The sequence below is a fragment of the Chryseobacterium phosphatilyticum genome, from assembly GCF_002899825.2.
Taxonomy (GTDB): Bacteria; Bacteroidota; Bacteroidia; order Flavobacteriales; family Weeksellaceae; genus Chryseobacterium; species Chryseobacterium phosphatilyticum.
The window spans coordinates 79,145-105,003 of sequence record NZ_PPED02000005.1; the positions used below are offsets into that span (position 1 = coordinate 79,145).

Here is a 25,859-nt window from a genome sequence, read left to right on the forward strand (position 1 = left end):
ATATTTTAACCATGAATGGTTTCTTTATTTCCGTAGGATTTGATGATGTCCGCCTCATATTCCAGCCATTCTTCCCAACGTTTGTTGACCTTCTCCGGATCGTCTCCCAATTGTCTGGCAAACCCAATAAAAGTTGTGTAGTGATTAGCTTCCGAAATCATCAATTCCCTGTAAAATACTTTAAGCTCTTCGTCTTTAATGTTTTCAGTAAGAACTTTAAATCGTTCACAACTTCTGGCTTCAATCATCGCTGCAAAAAGCATCTTATCAACAATCAGATCCTCTCTGCTTCCCTGAATGATGAATTTTGACAATTGGTTTACATAATCATCCTTTCTTGCTCTTCCAAAAGTATATCCTCTTTTCTTTATAATTTCGTGTACCTGATTAAAATGGTCAAGTTCTTCCTGTGCTATAGCAAGGAGCTCTGTTACAATTTCCGGATACTCAGGAAGCATTGTGATCAATGAAATAGCATTGGTGGCAGCTTTTTGCTCACACCAGGCATGATCCGTTAAAATTTCTCCAATGTTTCCTTCTGCAATATTTGCCCACCTTGGATCGGTAGGGAGTTTCAACTTAAACATGTTGTAAAATTTTTGTAAATTTAAAACAAATTAGACATATTTTGTACTTCTTAACAAGAGAGAATTTATTTTCTGTTGGGTTTATGCAATCAGAATTGACTTTTTATATTGTATTAAGAAAAAAGGGCTACTATTTGCTCAGGACTTTAACTAAAAAGTCGCATGGTAAACAAAGAATTTTATAAATGACCATTCTAGTTATTACTTTTTGCTGTTTTTTTTCTTAATTGTTCTAAAATATTCCATCCTGCTGAATCTACTTTTTTGAGACCTGCTGAAATAATAAACGCCAGGATGATATTAAAGATATAGATTAAAATCATCAGTACCCACCACGGCATCTGTTCTTTTAGTGGAACGACAAGAAAATAAATTAGAGAGGAGCTAATACCTTGTGCAAAGTAAAAGAAAATAGCATTTTTACCAATGTAGGTGATAAAGTTTTCTTTGGTGACTTTTAATCTGTTATAAAGAACAAATAGAGTGACAAGAGAAAACAAAGTCCAGATGATATAAGGAATTTGAGGTGGGAATTTATTTTTATTGATTTTATAAAAGATATCACTTCCGTAGTATCCGAACATCCATAGTAAAGCTCCGGCAACAACAGCATAAAGAACAGGGATAACTTTGGTTGGGATTTTTTTTCCACGCATCCTGTTTCCCACGAGAAAAACAGCAAGATAAAATGCCACATACCCCACCTGTCCCGTTGGGTAATATTCCGGGTAAATGTTGAATAATAAGGTTAGTGCAACACAAACTCCGATAAACCAATTGATGTGCTTGGGAAAAAATTTTAGAATTAATACTCCAAATACAGCGAGGATAAAATAGACTTTCAGGTACCAAAAGCTACCCATGACGACTGGGAAAGTGTCAGCATTCGTATATTGATGCAGATACCAGTTTCCCAGATTCTGCCATTGAGGAGAGCTTGAGATGCTGGTGGTTGCATATTTTGAACCAAAAGTTGAATAAAAACCTTGGAGCCATTCCAGAGAAAAAAATGTAAGTCCACAAACTTTAAAAAAATAATCAAGGAAGAACAAAAAGGTTACAAAAATCATATATGTGATTTGTAATTTTAAAAGCCTGTAAAAAGTTTTCTCAATATTGCTTCCTGATGTAATCCCACTTAAAGCATAAAAAAGGGCCACATCAAACACAAGGGAGAATACTCTTATTTCTGTAGGAATATAAAATTGTCCTGACCAGAAAGCCGTGTGGATGAATATGATAGACAGTGTTGCCAGCCCTTTGGCAAAATCAATATAGAGGTCTCTGTTCATGATAGTAGGTATAGTTCAAAAATAAATAAACTTCTGCTATTTTTCCAAGTCAAAAAAAGAGACAAAACTGAATTCTGTCTCCTTTGTTAAATATGCTAAAAATGAATGTGTGTCTATTTGGTTTTTTCTTGTACTTAAAAATAAGTTTTATAAGCTAATATAGGATTTTATTTTGATAATCTCTCAAGCTATTTTACTCCATTTTCATTTTGTACAGCTGCATTTTCATTTAGCCCTTGCAGATTGAGTGCTTTGAATCAAATGCTTACGGTTTTTATTCTAATGTTTTTTTTCTAAAACGAATATAAGAAAAAATCAAACAAGTGTGAATTTTTTTTGATAAAATATTTCATATTATATAAATTGTGCCATCAAAACATGATGACAAGGCTCAAAAAAAGAGGCAAAATATGTTTTGCCTCCTTTGTTAAATATGCTAAAAATGAATGTGTGTTTATTTTAAGTTTTTAAATTCTTCTGCCGATATTTCTCCGGACTGAATCTTTTTCAACTCATCAATATATTGGCTCATATAAGCATCAATCTCTGGATTGGCGCTGTTTTTACCCATTTTATATGTACCGTTCAGTACTCCCTGATAATAATAGAAGAAATTATAATCAAAGTTTGAGGCGTTGAGATCATATTGCCCAAGAAGGAACCCTAAACGAACTGCTGATCTTCTCTGTGCAGGTGTTCCGTGGTGTCCCGGGCTATTAGTCTGATAATCTCCGATGCTTTGCGCAAACTCATAAGCTGCTGCAATTTCAGAGAAATTTGTTTTGTTGTAACCGTTGGGTCTTCTTAAGTAATATCCGGCAAACCCGTCTGCTTCAAGCTCGTTTGGTCTTGCAGTGTTTTCATTTACAGAAGGAAGTCCAAAGATGTATTGTAGCTGATGTCCGTACTCGTGAGCAAGGATCATGGCATTTACAATATCTCCGCCTTTTGCTTTAGCATCATAATAGATGGCATACCCGTAGTAAATCTTTCCATTAGAATAAGAGATCGCATTATACGTTGAGTTGTAATTGGAAGGATCATTTACAAATCTCAAAGTGGGATTACTTCTTCCCCACATACTGGCAATTTTAGTCATCTGGGAGTTCATAAAGTTGGTGTCTGCAGAATTTTGCAGCCCGGTCATCAAAACTGCAGTAGAGTTCCAATTGTTGTCTACATAGTAGCAAACTTTTTCCAGATCTGTGGGTTGATCGATTTTCGCACTAAGGCTTTCTTGTTGTGGTAGGACTGCTTCATCCATTTTTTCATCGCTACAAGCTGTCAGGAATGTTGCAGCAACGGCACCTGCTAATAAGCAGAGGTTAAATTTTTTCATATTAAATTCAATTTTGGTGAAACGAAGTTAATAAATAATCTAACATGTGTGAATATAATAATGTTAAAATTAATCAAAACAAAGTGAAATAGAAAATATTTAAAAAACATTGCTTTGATTGTAAGCTAATTATAAAATAATTCATATATTTGCACCTCGAAATAACTAAAAATTTATAAACAATGTTTGCAATTGTAGAAATAGCAGGGCTTCAATACAAAGTTGAGCAAGACCAAAAGTTGTTTGTGAACCGTTTAAAAGGAGATAAAGGAGGAAAAGTTTCTTTCGATAAAGTTCTTCTTACTGTAAACGGAGCAATCACTGTAGGCGCCCCAGCTGTAAGCGGAATCACTGTAGAAGCAGAGATTCTTGACCACGTAAAAGCTGATAAAGTAATCGTTTTCAAAAAGAAAAGAAGAAAAGGTTACAAAGTGAAAAACGGTCACAGACAATCTTTAACTCAAATCGTAATCACTGGTATTACAGGATTTGAAGGTGGAGCTAAAAAAGCTACTAAAAAAGAAACTGTGAAAGCAGAAGTTCTTTCTGACAACGCAACTGTTAACTTTAGCGAAGATCACGAGTTGAACTATCACTTAAAGAAGAACAATTTGTCTCAGTCTAAGGAGAACAGAGAAACTTTAATTACTTTAGGTAAAGCAGTTAAAGTTGAATTAGAAAAGAATATTCTTACTCATGAAGAAGTAGATGCTGCTATCATTAAGAATATCGATCAATTTAAAGCACTTAATAAATAATCCAGTAATAAAATGGCACACAAGAAAGGAGTCGGTAGTTCCAAGAACGGTAGAGAGTCTCACTCTAAAAGATTAGGTGTGAAGATTTTCGGAGGACAAGCAGCTATTGCCGGAAATATTATTGTTAGACAAAGAGGTACTCAGCACCACCCAGGTGATAACGTGGGAATCGGTAAAGATCACACTTTGTTTGCATTAGTAGATGGTAAGGTAGTTTTCAGAAAGAAAGCAAACAACAGATCTTTTGTATCTGTAGAGCCAAACGCATAATTAAATTAGCGTTTTATAAAATTAAAGCCTCAGCATTTGCTGAGGCTTTTTTTGTTTTCTATCCCAATAGTTAAATATATCATAAATACTTTTTCCGTTATGAAATATCTTTATATTTGTTCAATATCAAATAAAAAATTAATTGCGGAAGCCCAAAAGCATAGAGAGTAGGCAACACATTAAAACTAATACCTATGAAAAATTTAAAAAAATTAACCAAGAAAAACCTTAAAACGATTCATGGAGGAGCAGAAACTTGTCCTCCGATAACGAGTTCCTGTACCGTATGGTGCAGATGGTCACCATGGCAGAAAATACATTGCCTAAACGCTACTTATGAAGATCCTTGTGCGTGCTAATTCGTGGAGTTTTTTTATCATTTCAATCAATTAATATGAGAAATTTAAGAAAGCTTTCGAAGAAGAGTTTAAAAACAATTAAAGGAGGTGCCGGAATATGTCCTTCGCCTACGGATACATGCGAAGATTGGTGCGGGTGGACGCCATGGCAAAAATCTCATTGCTTATTAGGGGAGCCATGCATGCCATGCTAAGTTCATCTTATATGGTGCGGAACGACTCCGGAACAAAAAATGCGTTGTTGCTTGATGTGGAAGAACCTTGCGAATGCTAGAATCAACGAAAGAAATAATGACGGGCGGCTTCAAAGAAGCCGCCCGTCTGTTTTATATTGATATCTCTATTTAAAATCCTACCTGGAATCCTGCTTTAACGCCGAATTTTGAAATATCCGGTCTGTCAAGATAGTTTCCTCTCCAGTTGAAATCGACTCTGAAAATTCTAAGATTTCCTATTCCTATATTTTCAATACCAAATCCGTATTCATAATATATATGTTCATTGGGCGCAGAATACTTAAAGCCTTCCACGTTAATGGCTTTTGAGGCATCACTTAAGCTTCCATAAGCTGCTCTGATAAATGCTATTTCTCTAAATTTTAGTTTTTTGATCAAAGGAATATAGGAAAGTATTTTACCATTAAAATGATGTTCCAGATGAAGAGTGGTATAGGCGTCCGCAACGAATTCGTAATAATTAAGCTGTGAGAATGTATTAGGTGCAAGACCATATGAAAGATTCGCAGGGATGATATTCTGTAGCGCTAAAGGTACGGTATTGAAGTTTTTCCCTGCTTCAAAATTAACAATGGTTTTCCCTAATGTTCCCAACAAAAAAGGTTTGTAAAGCATAAACTGTAACTTGTCGTAGTTAAAGTCGGCGTTAAACAATCCTTCTATACCTCTGGTGTATCTTAAAACAATTGTTGGTGCAAGATTCCTTGCCTGATATCTGTCTATTCCTGTTTGTGAAAATTTTGCCCCCGGCTTGGCTATAATACTGAATGTAATATGTGAATCGTTTACGGTTTGTCTTAATTGTCCGTTTTGATAATACATGAGATTGAATTTTTCCGGAATGGCAGATTTAATACTCTGCATTACCCCATCAACCCTGAACTGAATATTTTTCCACGGTTCAATAGCAGCAAAAACACTAGTCTGGTTGACTGAACTTAGGGAAATGTTTTCTCCCCTTGCAAAAAACGTACTGGAAGATAAAGAACGGGAAGCGACACCATCTCCTGAGGTAAGCTGTCCTCCAAGTTGTACAATGTCTCTGCTGGTTCCGGCTCCAATCATAAAGCGGTTGAGTCTGTTGAACATATATCGTGCTTCAACACCATATTTTACTTGTTGATCCTTAAATCCATAAGCTGTATAGAACTGGACTCTCCAAGGGTCATTTAATCCAAAATAAGTTCTGGCTCCAAGTCTTATCCTGTCTCCCTCTACCTCGTTTCTTCCATAGATTGAAAAGATAGGGCCGATATCTATTCCTTTAAAGGCGTTATAGTAACGTGAACCAAGAGTCTCGACTAGCTTTACCATCCGATTGAATTTCGGGGTTTGCTGTAGCTGATCAAGCATTTTATAGACCCCTTGTTCAGCCTTAGATAGGGTGTCGGGTCTTGCTTTTACCCAGTATGAGTCATCTTTCTCAACGAATTTATCATCAAATTCCTCTTCTTTTCGTTTGAATACATTCGGGTCAAGAGGTTTATTGAACTGATAATCCGAATAATCCACTGATCTTTTGGCTATAATACTTTTGGAACCTTTCTTCTTTGAAAAAGGACTCATCTCAAATTCTGTTACAAGCTTTTTAGGAAGAAATGTGGCGTCGTCAGGATTGTCATATTCCAACTGGGTATATACACTATTGACGAAGTTCACATTGATTTTCTGTGTTGATTTCAAGGTTGCTCCTAAAACGGCATAAGTATCAGTATCTATATAAAGGTTTCCCTGGAATGCCAGGATATCTTTTCTTTTAGGTTGATACCGTATTTGAAAAGCCTTCTCTCCACGAATAGAAATGGTATCTGTAAGCGTATAATCATAGGTACTGAAACCATCTGTTCCTACAGGACTCTGAAAACCTATATCAAAGTAGTTTAACGTGTTGTCATAAATATTGATATCCCGGTATAGGTTTTTAGCAGATACTGTAATCACCTGATTATCCTGAAATCCTGAAGTCTTTTGGGCAACTAATGTTCTTTTAGAGTCTTTATCAGGTCTGTTTTTTCCGTAATTTTCGTAAACGGCTTCATTAAGGAAGATAGGGAGGCCAAGTCTTCCACTGGCAGTAGAGTCTGCATAATCGAAAATAAAATCCAGCTTTTTGAAGATTTTTTTCTTCATAAACGCACTGTCGAGATTATTCAGATCAAATTGAGTCTTTTCATATTCTTTGTATGAATAGGTGTCAAATTTCTCCAGACCGTTATTTCTTTTGTGCCCCCAAACTTTCTGCATGATGGCATAGGCAGGGTTTTCTTTTTTGTTTTTGTACTTAGACTTTCCGCTGGTAATGACAATCTCTTGAATATCACTTACTTTAGCTTGTGAAAGTTGAACAAAAATATTCTCTGCATTTTCCGGTGTAATCTCTAAGGTTTCTGCAGCGTAATTTTTTCTGGAAAACTTTAGTTTATGGATGATGCTGTCTGACTGAATAGCAAAACTGCCGCTTGTTGTTGTAAGGGTGGGGTTTGTATCGTTGTTGATAAAAATATCAACTTTACTGATTTCCTTTTTGTTTTTGGCATCTACAATCTTTCCGCTGGCTTTGTTTTGAGCACATACGAAGCCGGTAAAAAACAGGAAAAAAAATAAAATATTGTGTTTAAGGTTATTATTTAACATCATTCGGTTCTTCAAGCAATTAGCACAAACAAAAAGTATGCAGTTTATTAAAAAAAGTATAAAAAATTTAAAAAAAATTAATGTCTAACGTAAGACCGCAAATTTAACGAAAATTATACTAGATTTATTATAATCAAAGAGGGAATTTTATGACTTAAAATAAAAAGAATCAGGGGATTAATGCAAGATTAAAAATAAGATTCGTTTTATGGTTTGTAGATTCTGAATAAGCATAAAAAAAGACCTACATTTCTGTAAGTCTTTTTGCTCCTCCTGCTGGGCTCGAACCAGCGACCCTCTGATTAACAGTCAGATGCTCTAACCAACTGAGCTAAGGAGGAATGTTCCTTTGTTTAAGGTGGTGCAAATATAATATGAATATCCGTACGAAGCAAGTTTTCTTCCCTATTCTAAGCAATTTTTAACTAAAAGTATTGAAATTCAATTAGAAATATTTTGTTTTTTTAGGTCGTTCTAAAGACGCTCAATTATAATAATGCATATTTAAATAAAAAATGGAAACTCTATGCGGAGATTAATCAGATAATTTCTGATTTAATAAGCTGTAAGGGGTAACTTTGTTGTCATCAAAAAAATTCTTCTTGTAGTTAATTTTTAATTTGTCAAGTAATCGTAACATGTTAAAACCTGTGGAATAAAAATAACGGATGGAGTTACTTTGATACATCCATGGCTTGTCTTCTAATGAGAATGTTTTAAATGCAGACACATCATAATGCTTATCATTTTTACTTAGTTCCTTGTCAGTAGGAATATCTTTAAATGAAAGATACAACTGATATTCAATATATCTTGCGCTTCCCTCCATTTTTTCTAAAAACTCTTCCTGATGAGATAGTTCAAATTTTTCATTTTGATAGAATGTTAATAATCTCCGGTTTCGTTTTGTTTTATATTTTTTAAATAAGATTTTGACTTGTGATAAATTTTCGCTGTTTAAGCAGTCAAGCAAAAGTTGATTTTCCTCATCTATACTTTCTTTGAACCAGGGATAGGTATCATAGTATGATTGTAATTTTGTTATACTGACCGTTATTGAATCATTGGCATACCTGATAAATTCGGGATGACGAAATTGGAAACCGTGAAAATATTCATGCAGAATGACTGTTGCCCAGCTTTGGGTATTGGGTAAATCCTCTATGTATTTGCCTGTCGTATCATAATCACTACAAAGGACCACAGGATACTTATACCATAATTTACTGCGATCCTGATTTTCATAAGCCGTAAACATGTGGAATGCCAGAGTATCCAGACGTTCTGTTTTTTCAATAGCAATATTTCCTTTCTTATAAGTTTGTAAGGGTTGTTTTTTTAATGTTCTTGATATTGGGCGACCTATGATATAGGTATTTGTAGGAGTAAAATAAGCAATGTCTGCTGCATATTGAGGCGAATTGAATTCCGGCCAGACTTTATTGAGCTCTTTCTTTAAGTTGTAAAGATATTGTATGCGCTGAATGTCAAGCGTGTTGTCTTGAGCCTGAAGGGTAAATGTAAAAATAAATAGACAGCAAAAGACTGGTATTCCGGATAATATTCTTTTCATGCTGATTTTTGAATCTAATATAAAGATATCTGATGAGAGATTGTGCTTTAAATATACCTTTAGATAAAATACATAAAAAAAGACCTACATTTCTGTAAGTCTTTTTTGCTCCTCCTGCTGGGCTCGAACCAGCGACCCTCTGATTAACAGTCAGATGCTCTAACCAACTGAGCTAAGGAGGAATGTCCTTTGTTTTAAGTGGTGCAAATATAGGACGAATATTTATACCCTACAAATATTTTTTGGAAAAATTTTCAAAAAATTATAATTTCCCTGTGAATATCTTGAAAATATCGCTTCCGAAAATCACTAACATCAAGCCTAACAGGAAGATAACTCCGATCATTTGTGCATTTTCCAATACTTTCTGAGGCACTGGTTTTCCTACAATAATCTCATATAATGTAAATAAAACGTGGCCACCATCAAGTCCCGGAATAGGAATCAGGTTTAAGAAAGCTAACCATACTGAGAACATTGCTGTAAAGCTCCAGAAAGCGGCCCAATTAATGGTAAAGCTTCCATCAGCAGCCTTATCAATAGGCATGTTTTTAACAATGGCAATAGGGCCTCCTACGCTTTTGTATCCCTGAATCTTGGAGTTAAACATGATTTTAAATTGTTTAACCTGGGTAGTTAAGGCATCAATAGATCTTGTGAAACCTCTGGGAATGGCTTCACCAAAAGAATATTTTTTATTCGTTACAATTGATTTTGCTATCCCCTTAGTATCGATTGCTACACCCAACTTTCCGTTTTTATCAACAGAAACTGAAGGTAACGTCTGTAAAGCACCGTTTCTTTCAACGTCTACTGAAATAGTTTTTCCTTTATTTTCGCCTAAAAGAGTACTTACTTCATCAAAGAATGCAGCTTTTTTTCCATTGATCCCAACAATTTTGTCTCCTTTTGCTAATCCTGATGCCTGAGAAGAAGGTGTGGCCAATGAATCAATGACCATCGGTACTCGTGGAGAGATGTATAGTTTTGCTTCTTTCTGCTTAAGAACATCTGCAACACCGTCTGCATTAACAGGAAAAGTTACTTCCTGTCCGTTTCTCTGTACGGTTACATTATTTCCTAAAAGAATATTAATTGAAGTATTTTCCAGTCTTTCTGCAGGTTTTCCGTCTACATTGATAATTTTATCACCTGTTTGGAATCCCATTTTCTTTCCTGCTTCTGTCGCTTCAATTCCATTTTCAAATTTTGTAATATCTGTATAGGTTTCTCCATTAAAGAATGAAAGACCACTATAAATTAGCCAGGCCAGAAAAAAGTTGACTGTAACCCCTCCTAACATGATAATTAATCTTTGCCAGGCCGGTTTAGATCTGAATTCCCATGGCTCTGCCGGCTTTTTCATCTGGGCAGTGTCCATGCTTTCATCTACCATTCCGGCAATTTTCACGTAACCACCAAAAGGAAGCCATCCGATTCCGTATTTGGTTTGTTCAGGGTGTTTTCTCCAGTCATTATCCGGAAGTTTTGATATATCGATAGGAACTTCTTCTTTCTTCCCGTTAACCTCTATCACTTCAGAGTCCGGCAGATTCTTTGATAAAAATTTATATTGCCATTTTCCGTTGATTTTCTTCATCGAGAAAATAGAAAAATAAGGATCAAAGAACAGGAAAAATTTCTCTGCTCTGGTTTTAAACCAGATGGCAGGTAAAAAGTGCCCAAGCTCATGAAGAAGTACAAGTATAGAGATACTCAGAATGAACTGAAAGAGTTTGATTGCTATTTCCATTAATAAATTTTAGATTTTAATTTGCAAAGGTAACAATTATCAAAACTATGCCAAATAAAAAAGCTCCCCTAAACGAGAAGCTTTGTCATATTTAAGGACGTTTTGTTTATAAATTGAAAGAAACTCCAAGGCTTCCGTTGTTACCAACCTCTGCAAAAACCCCGATTTTTTCTGTGAAGAAATAACGAGCTCCGATATGTGCCCCTATTCCAAAGTCTTTTCCGAGAACCCCCACATCAACCCCCGGATAAATATCCCATTTGGCAGGGAGGTCAAGTGCTTCGTTTAAATGAAAATTTACCCGCCCAAAGACAAACACACGATTGTCTTTATCGTTGTCTTTGTAATTGCTGAAATAAGCATTAAGCCCTCCTCCTACAGAGATAAGCTTGTTGAGCCCGTAATCATAAGTTCCTGTTACTCCGGTTCCATATCCCCAGGCACTCAGGCCCAGTTGAATTTTTTGATCTCCTTTTCCTGTATAGGCCTGGGCATTTGCCATCGCACCACAAAAGAATATCATCACCATAAAAACCAATTTCTTCATAAATTTTTTAATTTTTAATGATTTTAAAAAAATATTTGCATCAAAAATAAAACCGAAAGACATACAAGACCATAAAATTGAAAGACTTTAATAAATTATTAAGAAATTCATCCTGTGTCTGTGGAGCTATCTTTTTAGTCATCCGACGTTTGATTCTCCTGGCTAAATTTTCTTTTTGTAAACAGAAAAGCCGTATTTTTATAAATCGCATTATTTACTAATTTAAAATAATAAAAGATGAAAGTTGTAGGACTTAATTTAGATATCGTCTGGAAAAATAAAACTGAAAATTTTAAAATTATTGAAAACGAGCTGCAAAATATAGACGCAGATCTGTTTCTGCTTCCTGAAATGTTTTCAACAGGTTTTTGCATGGATGCTTCGGAGGTTTCAGACAGAAATGAGGAGTCTCTGGAATTTTTAAAAAAAATCTCAAAAGAAAAAAATGCAGCTTTCTGTGGAAGTGCTCCTGTAGAGCAGTATGGTAAGTTTTATAACAGGATGTATTTTGTGCAACCGGATAATGAAACGACTTTTTATAATAAACGACATTTATTTTCTTTTTCAGGAGAAGATAAGGTATATACGCCGGGAAAGAACAGGGTTATTGTTGAGTATAAAGGAATACGGTTTCTGCTTCAGGTTTGCTACGATCTTCGTTTTCCTGTTTTTGCACGAAATAATGATGACTATGATGCTATTTTGTACGTTGCCAACTGGCCCGATAAGAGGGTAGGAGCCTGGGAACATCTTTTAAAAGCCAGAGCAATTGAAAATCTTTCATTTGTTTTTGGCTTAAACAGAATAGGAACAGACGGAAATAATCTGGTATATCAGGAAAGTTCCCATTGCTTTTTTGCAGATGGGAAAGAACTCTCTCATAAAAATGACAATATTGTATCTGCAGAGCTGAATATGGATGAATTGACAGACTTTAGAGAGCACTTCCAGTTTTTAAACGATAGAGATACTTTTACGGTTCAGTTATAGTTTTCATTTAATTCTTAACAACATTAGTAATGATATAATAAGCTCCATGTAAATATTTACACGGAGCTTATTATTATTTGTAAGACCTATCTGAATTACTCTCTTGAATAACAAAGGTCTTTTACTAAATTTTCCGGTAATTTAGGCAGCATATTTTTTGGTAATAGAAAAGAGTTTAATTCTGCAATCTCTTTAAAAATAACATGTTGATCGGCAGCAGACTTTAAATAATCTCCTCCGGTAGAACCTCCTGTACCGATACGTTTTCCGATTGTTCTTTGTACCATATGTATGTGTCTGTATCTCCACAATGATAATTGCTCATCTATTTCTAGTAATAAGCTCAGTAGCTCGTATGGTAAATGTAATAACGGGTAGTCACGGTATAACATAATGAATAACGCGTTTTTGCTGGCTTCAATGCTTAATCTACGGTCTGTAGGATAATTTCCTTCATTCATAAAAAGCATATCAAAAACTTCTAAATTTGCCATTTCAGCAGGTTGTAATGACGATAAATATTGTTCTCTGTAAATATTGAAGAAGGATTGCTTTTCGTGGGTTTCACTATTTTCAGAAATCTGCCAGTACTTTTCAAATTGTGTGAAAGGCATTCTTTCCAGCCAGTTGTTTAGTAATTTGATTAAAGAAACTTCCGCTTCAGCGTCAATTACTTTTTGACGATCTGTTTCGTTTAGCTGTTGAAGATAATACTCCTGACCAAAACGGTTTTTGTATTCCAATCCTAATAATGCTTCTATAATCTTAAATTGAATACTTTGAAAACCTGAAGCCGGACGTAAAAGATCTCTGAAATCTAAGAAATCTAATGGAGTCATTGTTTCTAAAATACTCATTTGCTGTACCAGGACTTCTATGATTTCACAAACACGTTTTAATCTGGAAACAGCATTATATATATCCGGAGAATTGTCGGAAACGTTAGGTTGTTTAAAAATGTTTCTTACAATAGTGATCTCATGCAGGATTTGTTTGAACCAAAGTTCATAAGTTTGATGAATAACGATAAATAGCATTTCATCATCTGCTTTGATGCCTTCTTTCTCACTTTCAGGCAGTTGAGCGTCCAGTATTTTATGAAGTTGTAAATATTCGCTATAGTAAACAGGGGGTCTTAAATTTGTCTTTTCCATAAACGACTAAAATACAAAAATTAGATAGAGTGTTGTAAATATATTATCTAAATTTTTGTGATTTCATCAATATATGATGCATAAAAGAAATAATAATTGTTTTTGTATTGTTCAAACGAACAAAAGAAATGTAAAAACAGTGATGCTGTTTTAAAGCTTAGACATCTGTTTAAAAAGAATTCACACACGGTAAAATCTACTAGAGTCAATACAGTGTGTGAATGATAGGTTAAATATATTGTTGCAGAAGATGGGTCAATGTATTCACATCATGTACTCCGCTTTCTTTCCATAGAAGTTCTCCGTTTTTGAAGATGGCAAGTGTCGGTACACCACGAACGCCATATTGTGCAGCGATCGCAGGATACTGGTCCACATCTACTTTGATAATTCTGGCTCCTTCACCAATATTTTCTTTTACTGTATTTAAAACCGAAGACTGTACCTTACAAGGTTGGCACCAAGTAGCGAAAAAATCAATAAGTACTGGTCTGTCGGAATTAATGATTTCCTGAAATTTTTGTGACATAGTCTGGTCTTTATTCGGTTATTTTTTTTCAGTTTCGTTCTGAATGGCTTTTACATTTTTCCAGCTGGTTCCATCATAAGCTTCTACACCATTTTTCTTTAAAATCTCCATAGCCTGATCTGCCTGTATCCCTTTATTGCAGAAAACCACTACCTTTTTACCTTTAAGGGTTCCGATATTGTTTTGAAGTTCAGCCAAAGGAATGTTGATAGCGCCCTTCGCCGTTCCTGCAGTATACTGTTCCGGAATTCTCACATCTACCAATGTTACATCAGGACTGGTTACCACCTGTTTAATATTTATTTTAGAAATATCAGCAGTTTGGGTTGTTTTGCAAGCACTCAATATAGTGGCTGTCGCTACCAGTAGTCCAAAAAACTTAATTTTCATATTAAGATGTTTTGGATTGGCAAACAAAATCCGTTGTAGGAAACTTTTCTGTTTTTTTGATTCCGTTGAAACCTCCTTCTATTTCAGTGAAATTCCTGATGCCGTGAGAGTTAAGAATACTAGCTGCGATCATGCTTCTGTAACCTCCTGCACAATGAAGAAAGAAATGCTCAGAATCATCAATAGTACGAGCCCAATCACTGATGGCATCTAATGGCTTATTATAAGCATTATCGATATGTTCTGCAGAATATTCAGTCAGTTTTCTGACATCAATTACCGTTGATTTATCCGAAAATTGTTCTGCAAATTCTATTGGTGTGATTCTTTTAATTTCATCAATTTCTTTACCTGTATTTTTCCATGCTTCAAAACCTCCCTGTAAATAACCTACGACATTGTCAAAACCTACTCTGCTAAGTCTGGTGATAACTTCCTCTTCAGTTCCTTCATCGGTGATCAGTAACAATGGGTGTTTTACATCAATAATCAAAGTTCCAACCCATGGTGCAAAGTCACCCTTGAGTCCTATATTGATCGAGTTGGGAACAAAGCCTTTGTGGAATTCCGCAGCTCCTCTGGTGTCCAAGATCAAAGCACCGGTTTCTTCTGCCAACGCTTCAAAATTTTCAGGAGCAACAGGTTGTAATCCCTTGTCCATTACGATATCCAAACTTTCATATCCCCCTTTATTCAGGGCTACATTCATTCCGAAATATTTTGGAGGAGCGGTTAAACCGTCAAGTACTTCTTTGATGAAAGATGCTTTATCTGGTTGATTAAGTGCGTAGTTGGTCTTTTTTTGATTTCCCAGAATATCTACTGTTTCTTTTTGCATGTTTTTTCCACAAGCAGAACCAGCTCCATGGGCAGGATAAACAGTAATACTGTCATCCAGGGGCATAATCTTGTTTTGAAGACTATCATATAATATTCCCGCAAGGTCTTCCTGAGTAAGGCTGGTCGCTTTTTGGGCAAGATCAGGCCTTCCTACGTCACCTAAAAATAAGGTATCTCCTGTGAAAATAGCTGTTTCAGTACCATTTTCGTCAATTAACAAGTAAGTACTGCTTTCCATAGTATGTCCGGGAGTATGCAATACCTTTATTTTTACTTTTCCAATCTCAAAGATCTGATTGTCTTCGGCAATGATAGTCTCAAATTCAGGAGCTGCAGTAGGTCCATAAACAATGGGTGCACCTGTTTTTTTGCTCAAATCCAAATGTCCTGAGACAAAATCTGCATGGAAGTGAGTTTCAAAAATATATTTTAAAGTGACGTTGTCTTTGTTCAGACGGTCCAGATAAGGAGTGACTTCTCTAAGCGGATCAATAATTGCCGCTTCGTTTTCTGATACAATATAATAAGCTCCCTGAGCCAGACAGCCCGTATATATTTGTTCAACTTTCATTGGGTCTTTTTTTAATAGTTAAAGATACAAAGTATTAGATAAATTCTAAATGAAATGTTAAATCCCATTGATAGTTTCTTTCAATACTTTGTTAAACGAATGTTTAATGTTGTCTGTTTTTAAGCAAAAAGAATGCCTTACATAATGTTAATTTGCAAATGCTGTTTTTTATCATGTTCACCCTTGGCAGAGGCTTGTTTAATGGTTTTAATTCTGGTTTGGGAATGATGGTTTGGATTTTGCTTATATGATGCAAAATGTTTCTCAACTATTGATAGGACTTCAACGGGAAACATCATTAAATATTTTACAAAAAACTTTTATATTTATAGGTTAAAAAAGTATCAGATGGCAGACAAAACACAATTTATTGAAGAACTAAATGCTAGATATACTCCAAAAGGAGATCATATTATATTGGGAAAGGGGATGTTGGATGGAGAGGTCGTTCCTGAAGTGAACGTTACTATTCCTTTGAAAACAATCAACCGTCATGGTCTTATTGCTGGCGCAACCGGAACAGGAAAGACAAAAACATTACAGGTATTTGCAGAGCAACTTTCACATCAGGGAATTCCTTCTATGGTACTGGATATCAAAGGGGATTTTTCAGGAATTGCGGAGGCGGGTCAGATGAATTCTATCATTGAAGAAAGGTATGCAAAGACCCAGCTTCCTTATACTCCTCAAGGGTTTCCCGTAGAGCTCATGACTATTTCCGGAGAAAAAGGAGTGAAGCTCAGAGCTACTGTTACAGAATTCGGACCTGTTTTGCTGAGTAAAATTTTGGAGCTCAATGACACCCAGCAAAGTATTATGTCTATCGTCTTTAAATATTGTGATGATAAAGGCCTTCCATTGATTGATCTGAAAGATTTAAAGAAAGTTTTACAATATGTCACCGATAATGCTCAGGGTAAAGCAGAACTTGCAGCCAACTACGGATCTATAGCATCGGCTTCATTAGGAACTATTTTAAGATCAATCGTTGCATTGGAACAGCAGGGAGCAGCAGACTTTTTTGGAGAATTAAGTTTTGACGTACAGGATCTGCTGGAAACAAGAGATGGGAAAGGTGTGGTTAATATTTTAAGAGTATCCGATATTCAGAATAAACCACAGTTGTTTTCTACCTTTATGCTTTCACTTTTTGCGGAAATTTATATGACCTTTCCTGAAGAAGGTGATAGTGGAAAGCCGAAACTGGTACTGTTTATTGATGAAGCTCACCTGATTTTTGATGAAGCATCAAAAGCTCTTCTGTCGCAGATTGAAACCATGGTAAAGCTGATTCGTTCCAAAGGAGTTGGGATCTATTTTATTACACAGATTCCGGGTGATGTTCCTGAAAATGTATTGTCACAATTAGGGTTAAAGATTCAACATGCCTTGAGAGGCTTTACGGCTAAAGATAAAAAAGAAATTTCCAAAGCAGTTGAAAATTATCCCACAACAGAATATTATAATGCTTCAACACTGATTCAGAGCTTAGGAATTGGAGAAGCTTTTGTTACTGCTTTAGATGAAAAAGGAATTCCTACTCCATTGGTGCATACTTACCTGATCTCTCCGGAGTCAAGAATGGATGTGTTAAACGAAACAGAAATTTCTGACTTAACGAGCACATCAGCTTTGGTAGCAAAATATGAAGAAGCCATTGATAGAGAGTCTGCATATGAAATGTTGACCAACAGAATGGAGCAAGCTGCCCAAAACCCAACGCCTAATCAAAAAACAAAACCTGTAAAAGAAGAACCGGGAATGTTTGAGCAGGTTTTGCAGAGCCAGGCGGGAAGAACTTTTACCAATACTCTAATGAGAGAAGGGGCTAAAGCTATTCTTGGAATGTTTGGCTTAGGAGGCAGAAGAAGATAAACCACAAGATATAAGTTTTATAACCTGTTATATTTGATATATTTTTTGTTACTTTAGCAGGTTATACCATTACTAATGGAGGGAAAATTGCCGGATTTTGGTATTCAATAGTAGGGTAGAAATTAATAAATATAAACAGCAGTTAACGGGAAATCAATGTATTCGATTATAGATATAGAAAGTAATGGTGCAGGTTATAGAAATGAGTGCATTATCGATGTTGCCATCTACAGGTATGATGGTCAGAAGATTACTGACCAGTTTATCTCTTTGGTAAACCCTGAAAGTGATATTACTCCTTTTGTACAAAAACTGACCAGTATTACTCCCAAAATGGTAAAAACTGCGCCTAAATTTCATGAATTAGCCAAAAGAATTATTGAGATAACGCAGAATACAACATTGGTCGGACATAATATTGATTTTGACTACCGAATGCTTCGCCAGTCGTTTAAAAGATTAGGGTATGATTTTAAAATCAATACTTTAGATACAATTCCTTTGGCAAAAAAGCTGATTCCGGATGAGGTAAGTTATTCATTGGGAAAACTGGTGAAATCATTGGGTATTCCATTGACGAATCATCACAGAGCTGAAGGAGACGCCAGAGCAACCCTGGAACTGTTCAAACTTTTAATATCAAAAGATACTGAAAACGAGATTATTCAGAAACAGCATGAGGAAACCAATGCTAAATCATATATTAATAAGGTTAAAGTATTGACCCAGGATCTCCCGAATGACAAAGGGTTTGTTTATTTTCAGGATGAAGCTGGGAAAATCATTTTCTCTGATTATGTTCAGGATATTAATAAATTTTCGAAAAAAGTATTCAATTCAAAATCAAAAAAATGGGAACAAATCCAGAACAGGGTAGAACAAATTAATTTTGAACTTACCGGGACGGATATTATTGCCAAATTGATTCTTAACTCTAAGAATATCAAAAAGAAAGAAGTGTTTCCTTTCGGGTTGTATTTCAGGAACCATAAATATGTTGTTGAGAAAAATAACCTGAATAAAACGGAAAAACCTGTTCTGAAATTCAGATCTTTTACTCAGGGAATGAAAGCGGTTCAATTTATTGGCTCTCAGGAAGAATTCAATGATTTTGCTGTATTAAAACAAAGAATAGAATTCAAAAAAAGAAACGAATTATGGCTGGGTACAGGAAGAAAATTAGGAGAGAAATTATTTTTAATTATTGAAAACGGAAAGGTTTTGTCGTTTGGATTCTATGAACTGTTTACGCAGATTCAAACGTTGAGTAAGCTGGCTAAACTTAAAATTGACCTCCCAATGTCTTCTGTTGATTTGAATAATGAACTGCAGTTAGCGCTACTTCGTGGTGATTTCGAGACTTTACCGTTGCCGAAATGATAGAGAATTAAAACGGTACAGGTTTTTTCAGGAGGGAGATGCTTTGTTAATCAATTTCTTGAAATAAAAAATAAATAGTATTTTTGCAAAAAATAAATAGAGCAATGCAAAATTTTAAACAAATTAAAACTGGAAAAAAGGGAGCTGTAAGGTTCTCTAAGGTTTGGAATATTTAAAAGAGTTGTCTTGCATAAAAAATAATCAATGTGGCAGACTCTTTTTTGTAAGAATCTGCCTTTTTTTATGTTAAAATGAAATTATGAATTCAAAAGAATTATTAAAGATTGCCAATGAGTTTGGCACGCCGGTGTACGTTTATGATGCGGAATCCATCAAAATTCAATACGAAAAACTTACATCTTCTTTTTTAAAACACACAAAGTTCTTCTATGCAGCGAAGGCATTGACAAACATCAATATCCTTAAGTACGTCAAGAATCTGGGTGCTTCTTTGGATTGTGTATCTATTAATGAGGTCAAACTTGGATTAAAGGCAGGATTTCCGAAAGAGAAAATATTGTTCACTCCAAATTGTGTTGACCTGGCTGAAATAGAAGAGGCAATGACTTTTGGAGTTCATATTAACATTGATAACATTTCTATTCTTGAGCAGTTCGGGAATAAATATGGAAATTCTTATCCTATTTTTGTAAGAATCAACCCGCATATTTTTGCCGGAGGTAACTATAAAATTTCAACAGGACATATCGACAGTAAGTTCGGAATCTCTATTCACCAGCTTCGTCACATTGAAAGAGTGATGAAGAGTACAAATGTAAATGTGGAAGGGCTTCACATGCACACGGGAAGTGAGATTAAAGATCCGGATGTATTTCTGCAGGCTCTGGACATTATGTTGGAGCTCTCTGAACATTTTCCAAATCTGAAATATCTGGATATGGGAAGTGGGTTCAAAATTCCGTACCAGGATACAGAAGAAGAAACAGACGTTAAAACTTTAGGTAAAAAAGTAGAGAAAGTTTTAGGTGATTTCTCAAAATCAACAGGAAGAAAATTCGAACTTTGGTTCGAGCCTGGGAAATTTTTGGTTGGAAAAAGCGGATACCTTTTGGTAAAAGCTAATGTAATTAAACAAACGACTGCCACTGTTTTCGTAGGAGTAAATTCCGGATTTAATCATTTGATCCGTCCCATGTTCTACGATTCTTACCACCTGATTGAAAACTTATCAAATCCAAAAGGAGCAGAAAGAATTTATACAGTAGTAGGAAATATTTGTGAAACAGATACGTTTGCATGGGACCGGAAACTGAACGAAGTAAGAGAAGGAGATATTCTTGCCTTCCATAATGCTGGAGCCTATGGTTTTGAAATGAGCTCAAACTTCAACTCAAGATTGAAACCTGCTGAGGTTTTATTCCTTGACGGAAAAGCTCACCTGATCCGTAAGAGAGATGAATTTGATGATTTATTGAGAAATCAGATCGAAGTTATCTAAGTAAAAAAAATAAAATGAACGGCTGTCCTTTTGGGCGGCCGTTTTTGTTTTCAATATTAAAAACATTACCAATTTTTAACATGGGAATTCTATGGAAGGTTCAATTTAATTAGCTAAATTTGATAGGAGGACAGCTTTTTAATGTCGTTATTTTACTCAAAACAAACATCAAATCAATTAATTATGGCCCAAAATATAGCAGAGCAGATTGTTGAAATGCTCGAGAATGCCAATGTGAAAAGAATTTATGCAGTAACAGGAGATAGTCTCAATCATCTCAATATTGCAGTTAAAAAAAGCAGCATCCAATGGATTCATGTACGACATGAAGAAGTGGGGGCCTACGCTGCTGCTGCGGAGGCGGAATTGGATGGTCTTGCGGTATGTGCCGGAAGTTGTGGCCCCGGGCATGTTCATTTAATCAATGGAGTATATGAAGCGCATCGCTCACACGTTCCTATGCTGGTGATTGCATCTACTATTCCCAGTGACGAAATGGGAATGGACTATTTCCAGGAAACCAATACAATCAAGTTATTTGATGATTGCAGTTATTACAATCAGATGATTACACGACCTGAACAGGTACAAAGGACCATTCAAACAGCCATCCAGCACGCGATTTCTAAAAAAGGAGTAGCGGTAATCGGCCTTCCCGGAGATGTGTCAGAACTGGATGCGGAAGCGGCTGCTACATCTGCACAGGTTTTTAAAACAAATCCTGTCATCAGACCTTCAGATGAAGAATTAAAACAGCTTGCAGCTTTGATCAACGAAAATAAGAAAGTTACACTTTACTGTGGAATAGGTGCAGCAGAGGCAAGTGCAGAAGTCATTCAGTTATCCGGGTTATTAAAATCTCCTGTAGGCTATTCGTTTCGTGGGAAGATGGCTATCCAGCCTAATAATCCTAATGAAATAGGTCTTACTGGTCTGCTGGGTTTCCCCTCAGCATATCACGCAATGCATGAAGCAGATGTGGTCATTCTTCTCGGAACCGATTTCCCTTATCAGAAATTCATGCCCGTAAAAAATAAGATTGTACAGATTGATGAAAGTCCGGAGAGATTGGGGCGAAGAGCTAAATTGGAGATGGGGCTAACGGGAGACGTTAAAGAAACTATTAAAGCGTTACTTCCTCTATTGAATGAAAAAACAGATGCTCATTTCCTCAATGAACAACTGGAGTTTTATGGAAAGGTAAAAGAAAATCAACTTGAATATGTCAAAGATTTTGGAAAAGAAAATGCTATCCAACCGGAATATGTAGCTCACACTTTGGATCGGCTGGCTAAAAAAGATGCTATTTTTACAGTAGATACTGGAATGTGCTGTGTCTGGGGGGCCAGATTTATTACAGGAACAGGAGAAAGGAAAATGCTTGGATCATTCAATCACGGGTCAATGGCCAATGCGATGCCGATGGCTATAGGAGCTTCCCTGGCACATCCGGATAGGCAGGTAATTGCGATGTGCGGAGACGGAGGCCTTTCTATGCTATTGGGAGATATGGCGACTATTTTTCAGTACAAACTTCCGGTGAAATTAATTGTTTTCAATAACAGGACACTTGGAATGGTGAAATTGGAAATGGAAGTAGGAGGTATGCCGGACAATGAAACTGATATGATTAATCCGGACTTTGCTATGGTAGCACAGGCAATGGGGTATCCCGGAAAAAATGTACATCATCCTGAAGAAGTGGAAAATGCAATCAAAGAATGTCTGGATTATAATGGCCCTTACCTTCTGAACATATTTACTAATCCTAATGCATTAGCACTTCCTCCAAAAATTGAATTTGAGCAGGTGCTGGGAATGACAAAATCTATGGCACAGCTCATGCTTGGTGGAAAAATGAATGAAGTATTTGAAACCGTGAAAAGTAACTATAAGCACGTTAAAGGCTTGCTATAGCAAATATAAAAGGGATCGAAACTTGAATTTTCAATCATAAATTTATAAACTTCACACACGGTGTGAAGTTTTCTTTTTAATAAGCCCGGTAAATATTTACCTTTGCTTAATAATTAACGGTCAAAACTAAGTTATGAAAACTATATTCTTATTTCTTGCTCTTTGTGTTGCAAATTTTTGCTTTGCCCAGGATGTTGAAGAAAGAGATGATTCTTTTAATGTAGAAAGCAATAAGAATCTTTTTAAAATAGATATCAGGGAACCTTTCTTACAGGTTGCCGTTAAATGTAATGATTTTAAACCAGTAGCTTTTGAAGGAGGCGTTGCTGCCTATAAAGATCTTTTAAGTAAATATATGTATACGTATCTCAATGCGGATTTCTATACCTTGACTGGAGATTTTACATTTACATTGACCATTGATGAAACAGGTAAAGTGATTGATATTACTGGAAACCCTAAAGTCTTAAACAGTAAGGTGTTCTTTGATGATATGCAATATGTGATCAGAAGAATTAAGAAAAACTGGGCACCCGCAACTTGTAACGGGGAGCCTGTGAAATCTGACCTGAAAGTTAAAATGAACTTTACTTCCGTTTCTATAGACATGTAAAGTATTGATATTGTATTCTTGTTGTATTCTTGCTATTTTTTAAGAACATACTCGGGACACTCTAATTAACAAATATTTCTTTATTGAAAAGTTAGCTCAATATACCAGAAAATAGCCCTGACATTCTGTCACAATATTTTGTATCTTTGCAAACTTATCTGTTCGTATTTTAAAATTCATTATACATTATATCTTGAGTTTTAAATTCCGGACCTTAAATTGATTATCGTGCAGGAAAAATATATAGACGAAACAAAACAGGGAGAAGCTTTTGCTATTGCTGAAAGACCTGAAAACTCTAAGAAACTGTTTTTAGAAAGCTACGGTTGTCAGATGAATTTCTCTGACTCTGAGATTGTTGCATCTATCCTTAATGAACAAGGGTATAATACGACAATGAAGGTTGAGGAAGCAGACCTTATTTTGTTAAATACATGTTCTATTCGTGAAAAGGCGGAACAAACAGTAAGAATGCGTCTTTCGCAGTTCAAAAATCTTAAGAAAGAAAGACCCAATATGACGGTTGGTGTTCTGGGATGTATGGCGGAACGATTAAAAACCAAATTCCTTGAAGAAGAACAACTTGTTGATCTTGTAGTAGGTCCCGATGCCTATAGAGATCTGCCGAATCTTTTAAAAGAAACAGACGATGGAAGGGATGCAATCAACGTGATCCTTTCAAAAGAAGAGACGTACGCAGATATCAATCCTGTTCGTTTAGGAGGAAACGGAGTTACCGCTTTTGTAACCATTACGAGAGGTTGTGATAATATGTGCACCTTCTGTGTGGTTCCGTTTACAAGAGGAAGAGAAAGAAGCCGTGATCCTCATTCTATTATAGAAGAATGTAAAGATCTTGCAAATAACGGATATAAAGAAATTACTCTTTTAGGACAAAATGTAGACTCTTACCTATGGTATGGAGGAGGTCCTAAAAAAGATTTTGCCAAAGCTTCTGAAATGCAGAAAGCTACAGCAGTGAATTTTGCACAACTTCTTGATCTGGTAGCTAAGGCAGTTCCGGAAATGAGAATCAGATTCTCGACTTCCAATCCTCAGGATATGAGTCTTGATGTGTTCAAAATGATGGCAAAACATGATAATATCTGTAAATATGTACACCTTCCTGTTCAGAGTGGAAGCAATAATATGCTTGAAGCAATGAACAGACAGCATACCCGTGAAGAATATCTTGAGCTGATCAGAAAAGCAAAGGAAATTGTTCCGGAAGTAGCCTTTTCCCAAGACATGATTGTTGGTTTCTGTAACGAAACAGAAGAAGATCACCAGGATACATTGAGTCTGATGAGAGAAGTAGAATATGACTACGGTTATATGTTTGCTTACTCAGAAAGACCGGGAACCCCTGCTCATAAAAAGATGGAAGATAATATTCCTGCTGACGTGAAGCAAAGACGTCTGGCTGAGGTTATTGCATTACAAGGTGAGCTCTCCAGAAAAAGAATGGAGTCTTATGTGGGAAGAGTACATCAGATTTTAATTGAAGGAACCTCCAAAAAGAATGCAGACCAGTGGAAAGGCAGAAACTCTCAAAATGCCGTTTGCGTCTTTGATAAACTTGAAGGACAGGAAATAGGTGACATTGTGGACGTTTTTGTCTACGACAATACCCAGGGCACGCTTTTAGGGAGACTGGAAGCATAATTTTAAAATATATTGTTTCTCTTTTTATAAAAAAGTTTAATTGAAAAACAACTTAGAACATTAAAAATAAACGGAAATAAAGATACTAAAGGATATATTACCATCATATTTTTAGTAAATTGTGAGTGAAAATCAGGGCTATTCAGAGTTCAGCAAATGAATGAGAAATATAAAGAACAGGATAGAGGTAAAGGTTGGCAACGCGTTTGTTAATACAAAATCCCTGAAAGGCTGGAAAGTTAAACAAATGGAAAGTAAAAAAATAGATTATTATCAATACCTGACCTATAAAATAGAAAATGGAAAAATCGTTGAAGTTTTGCCTTAGTTTTTTAGGTTTACTGATATACAGTACTTCTTTGGCGCAGGTCAATTGTAATATTTTTACAACGGACCAGTGTAAAGAATCCTGTGAGAAATCTAATTTTGCCGAGAAAATTGAATGGACACAATATGCGCAGGAGTTATTTGACGAAGCGATAAAATTGTGCCCCACCAATGATTTTGCTTTTAAAGAAAAAACAGTTCCCTATTTAAGATCAGAGGATTTTGTAAACTGGAAAAAGCTTATTGATAAAGCGGTAAAGCTTGATCCTAAAAAGAATCTGGGCCACAGAGGCTGGGGCAAATTCCAGTTTCTTCATGATTACAGTGGTGCCATAAGGGATCTTGATGAATTAAAAAAATACTCTCCTGAAGATCTTGGAAGATCTCGGAATGGAGATTCTGATCTGGACATAGTGAAGGCTATGTCTTACAGTGGCTTCGGTCAAAAGGAGAAAGCTGCAGGAATTATCGAAAGATTGCTGACCGCAAGAGGCTATGTGAAAGGGGTGTTTGACCATTACCAACTGGGGGTAACTTATTTTCAGTTGGGAAAATATGATAAAGCCCTTGAAAATTTTGAACAACAGAGCAAAGAATATGACTTTGCAGAGAATATATACTTTAAAAGTAAAGTTTCTAAAATAAGAAACAAGGATTATTTGGATTTAAAAATGTTAGCATTGCAGACGTACGATGCAGGAAAGGTCATGAAAGATGGCAACACTCAACATTTTAACAAAGTCTACAGAAAGCAGATTGAAGAGCTGTAGATTAACATTAAATCAATAATCAAAAATTTAC

24 protein-coding genes and 2 tRNA genes are annotated in these 25,859 nt (G+C 35.7%); 13 read left to right on the plus strand and 13 right to left on the minus strand.

Annotated elements, in window-relative coordinates:
• Window positions 1-5: 5 nt before the first annotated feature.
• The 3 genes from C1631_RS19085 to C1631_RS19095 form a co-directional block, all read right to left on the minus strand.
• Entirely contained in the window at window positions 6-587 is a 582-nt protein-coding gene (locus tag C1631_RS19085; RefSeq protein ID WP_109713742.1) for a MiaE family protein, read from the minus strand.
• 194 nt (window positions 588-781) lie between these two features.
• On the minus strand, window positions 782-1,879 hold the full coding sequence (locus C1631_RS19090; protein WP_103246959.1) for an acyltransferase family protein: 1,098 nt from the start codon (window positions 1,877-1,879) through the stop codon (window positions 782-784).
• 454 nt (window positions 1,880-2,333) lie between these two features.
• On the minus strand, window positions 2,334-3,218 hold the full coding sequence (locus tag C1631_RS19095; RefSeq protein WP_103246960.1) for a neutral zinc metallopeptidase: 885 nt from the start codon (window positions 3,216-3,218) through the stop codon (window positions 2,334-2,336).
• Window positions 3,219-3,400: 182 nt separating this feature from the next.
• Between C1631_RS19095 and rplU the strand changes: the two genes are divergently transcribed.
• The 4 genes from rplU (at window position 3,401) to C1631_RS24205 (ending at window position 4,799) form a co-directional block, all read left to right on the plus strand.
• Window positions 3,401-3,976 (plus strand): 50S ribosomal protein L21, encoded by a 576-nt coding sequence (gene rplU / locus C1631_RS19100; RefSeq protein ID WP_103246961.1) that lies wholly within the window; start codon window positions 3,401-3,403, stop codon window positions 3,974-3,976.
• A gap of 12 nt (window positions 3,977-3,988) precedes the next feature.
• Window positions 3,989-4,246, plus strand: coding sequence for a 50S ribosomal protein L27 (gene rpmA / locus C1631_RS19105; protein ID WP_027372929.1), 258 nt, complete (start codon window positions 3,989-3,991; stop codon window positions 4,244-4,246).
• A 194-nt stretch (window positions 4,247-4,440) separates the two neighbouring features.
• Window positions 4,441-4,605 carry a bacteriocin-like protein gene (locus tag C1631_RS24200; protein WP_165828340.1) on the plus strand — a complete coding sequence of 55 codons (165 nt, stop codon included), beginning with the start codon at window positions 4,441-4,443 and terminating at the stop codon, window positions 4,603-4,605.
• Window positions 4,606-4,640: 35 nt separating this feature from the next.
• On the plus strand, window positions 4,641-4,799 hold the full coding sequence (locus C1631_RS24205; RefSeq protein ID WP_165828341.1) for a bacteriocin-like protein: 159 nt from the start codon (window positions 4,641-4,643) through the stop codon (window positions 4,797-4,799).
• A 150-nt stretch (window positions 4,800-4,949) separates the two neighbouring features.
• Here the strand turns inward: C1631_RS24205 and C1631_RS19110 are convergent, their stop codons facing one another.
• From C1631_RS19110 to C1631_RS19135, 6 genes are all read right to left on the minus strand, one after another.
• Window positions 4,950-7,478 carry a DUF5686 family protein gene (locus C1631_RS19110; RefSeq protein WP_228441375.1) on the minus strand — a complete coding sequence of 843 codons (2,529 nt, stop codon included), beginning with the start codon at window positions 7,476-7,478 and terminating at the stop codon, window positions 4,950-4,952.
• 264 nt (window positions 7,479-7,742) lie between these two features.
• Window positions 7,743-7,816 (minus strand) — tRNA-Asn (locus C1631_RS19115).
• 194 nt (window positions 7,817-8,010) lie between these two features.
• Window positions 8,011-9,048, minus strand: coding sequence for a hypothetical protein (locus tag C1631_RS19120; RefSeq protein WP_109713747.1), 1,038 nt, complete (start codon window positions 9,046-9,048; stop codon window positions 8,011-8,013).
• A 108-nt stretch (window positions 9,049-9,156) separates the two neighbouring features.
• Window positions 9,157-9,230, minus strand: a tRNA-Asn gene (locus tag C1631_RS19125).
• Window positions 9,231-9,310: 80 nt separating this feature from the next.
• Window positions 9,311-10,801, minus strand: coding sequence for an RIP metalloprotease RseP (rseP, locus tag C1631_RS19130; RefSeq protein WP_103247919.1), 1,491 nt, complete (start codon window positions 10,799-10,801; stop codon window positions 9,311-9,313).
• 106 nt (window positions 10,802-10,907) lie between these two features.
• Window positions 10,908-11,348: a DUF6646 family protein gene (locus C1631_RS19135; protein WP_103247922.1), complete on the minus strand. Its 441-nt coding sequence runs from the start codon at window positions 11,346-11,348 to the stop codon at window positions 10,908-10,910.
• Between the two features lie 237 nt (window positions 11,349-11,585).
• Between C1631_RS19135 and C1631_RS19140 the strand changes: the two genes are divergently transcribed.
• Window positions 11,586-12,338, plus strand: coding sequence for a nitrilase-related carbon-nitrogen hydrolase (locus C1631_RS19140; protein ID WP_103247918.1), 753 nt, complete (start codon window positions 11,586-11,588; stop codon window positions 12,336-12,338).
• 95 nt (window positions 12,339-12,433) lie between these two features.
• Here the strand turns inward: C1631_RS19140 and C1631_RS19145 are convergent, their stop codons facing one another.
• From C1631_RS19145 to C1631_RS19160, 4 genes are all read right to left on the minus strand, one after another.
• Window positions 12,434-13,492, minus strand: a complete 1,059-nt coding sequence (locus C1631_RS19145) for a tryptophan 2,3-dioxygenase family protein (protein WP_103247917.1) — start codon at window positions 13,490-13,492, stop codon at window positions 12,434-12,436.
• Window positions 13,493-13,721: 229 nt separating this feature from the next.
• On the minus strand, window positions 13,722-14,021 hold the full coding sequence (locus tag C1631_RS19150; RefSeq protein ID WP_103247916.1) for a thioredoxin family protein: 300 nt from the start codon (window positions 14,019-14,021) through the stop codon (window positions 13,722-13,724).
• Between the two features lie 18 nt (window positions 14,022-14,039).
• Window positions 14,040-14,411 carry a rhodanese-like domain-containing protein gene (locus C1631_RS19155; protein WP_103247915.1) on the minus strand — a complete coding sequence of 124 codons (372 nt, stop codon included), beginning with the start codon at window positions 14,409-14,411 and terminating at the stop codon, window positions 14,040-14,042.
• 1 nt (window position 14,412) lies between these two features.
• On the minus strand, window positions 14,413-15,822 hold the full coding sequence (locus tag C1631_RS19160) for an MBL fold metallo-hydrolase (RefSeq protein WP_109713748.1): 1,410 nt from the start codon (window positions 15,820-15,822) through the stop codon (window positions 14,413-14,415).
• A gap of 348 nt (window positions 15,823-16,170) precedes the next feature.
• Here C1631_RS19160 and C1631_RS19165 point away from each other — a divergent pair, with 348 nt between their 5' ends.
• The 8 genes from C1631_RS19165 (at window position 16,171) to C1631_RS19195 (ending at window position 25,828) form a co-directional block, all read left to right on the plus strand.
• The gene (locus C1631_RS19165) at window positions 16,171-17,697 is read left to right on the plus strand and encodes a helicase HerA-like domain-containing protein (RefSeq protein WP_103247913.1); all 1,527 of its coding nucleotides are present in this window, start codon (window positions 16,171-16,173) and stop codon (window positions 17,695-17,697) included.
• 156 nt (window positions 17,698-17,853) lie between these two features.
• Window positions 17,854-19,077, plus strand: coding sequence for a 3'-5' exonuclease (locus C1631_RS19170; RefSeq protein ID WP_103247034.1), 1,224 nt, complete (start codon window positions 17,854-17,856; stop codon window positions 19,075-19,077).
• A gap of 259 nt (window positions 19,078-19,336) precedes the next feature.
• The gene (lysA, locus tag C1631_RS19175; protein WP_185144682.1) at window positions 19,337-20,536 is read left to right on the plus strand and encodes a diaminopimelate decarboxylase; all 1,200 of its coding nucleotides are present in this window, start codon (window positions 19,337-19,339) and stop codon (window positions 20,534-20,536) included.
• Window positions 20,537-20,719: 183 nt separating this feature from the next.
• A complete protein-coding gene (locus C1631_RS19180; protein WP_103247036.1) occupies window positions 20,720-22,453 on the plus strand; it encodes a thiamine pyrophosphate-dependent enzyme in 1,734 nt (577 codons plus the stop codon).
• Window positions 22,454-22,586: 133 nt separating this feature from the next.
• Window positions 22,587-23,066, plus strand: coding sequence for an energy transducer TonB (locus C1631_RS19185; protein ID WP_109713752.1), 480 nt, complete (start codon window positions 22,587-22,589; stop codon window positions 23,064-23,066).
• Window positions 23,067-23,294: 228 nt separating this feature from the next.
• Window positions 23,295-24,731, plus strand: a complete 1,437-nt coding sequence (miaB, locus tag C1631_RS19190; protein WP_103247038.1) for a tRNA (N6-isopentenyl adenosine(37)-C2)-methylthiotransferase MiaB — start codon at window positions 23,295-23,297, stop codon at window positions 24,729-24,731.
• A gap of 160 nt (window positions 24,732-24,891) precedes the next feature.
• A complete protein-coding gene (locus C1631_RS24210) occupies window positions 24,892-25,059 on the plus strand; it encodes a hypothetical protein (RefSeq protein WP_165828342.1) in 168 nt (55 codons plus the stop codon).
• Window positions 25,031-25,828 carry a tetratricopeptide repeat protein gene (locus tag C1631_RS19195; protein WP_109713754.1) on the plus strand — a complete coding sequence of 266 codons (798 nt, stop codon included), beginning with the start codon at window positions 25,031-25,033 and terminating at the stop codon, window positions 25,826-25,828. Before C1631_RS24210 ends, C1631_RS19195 begins: the two co-directional genes overlap by 29 nt.
• Window positions 25,829-25,859: the final 31 nt, after the last annotated feature.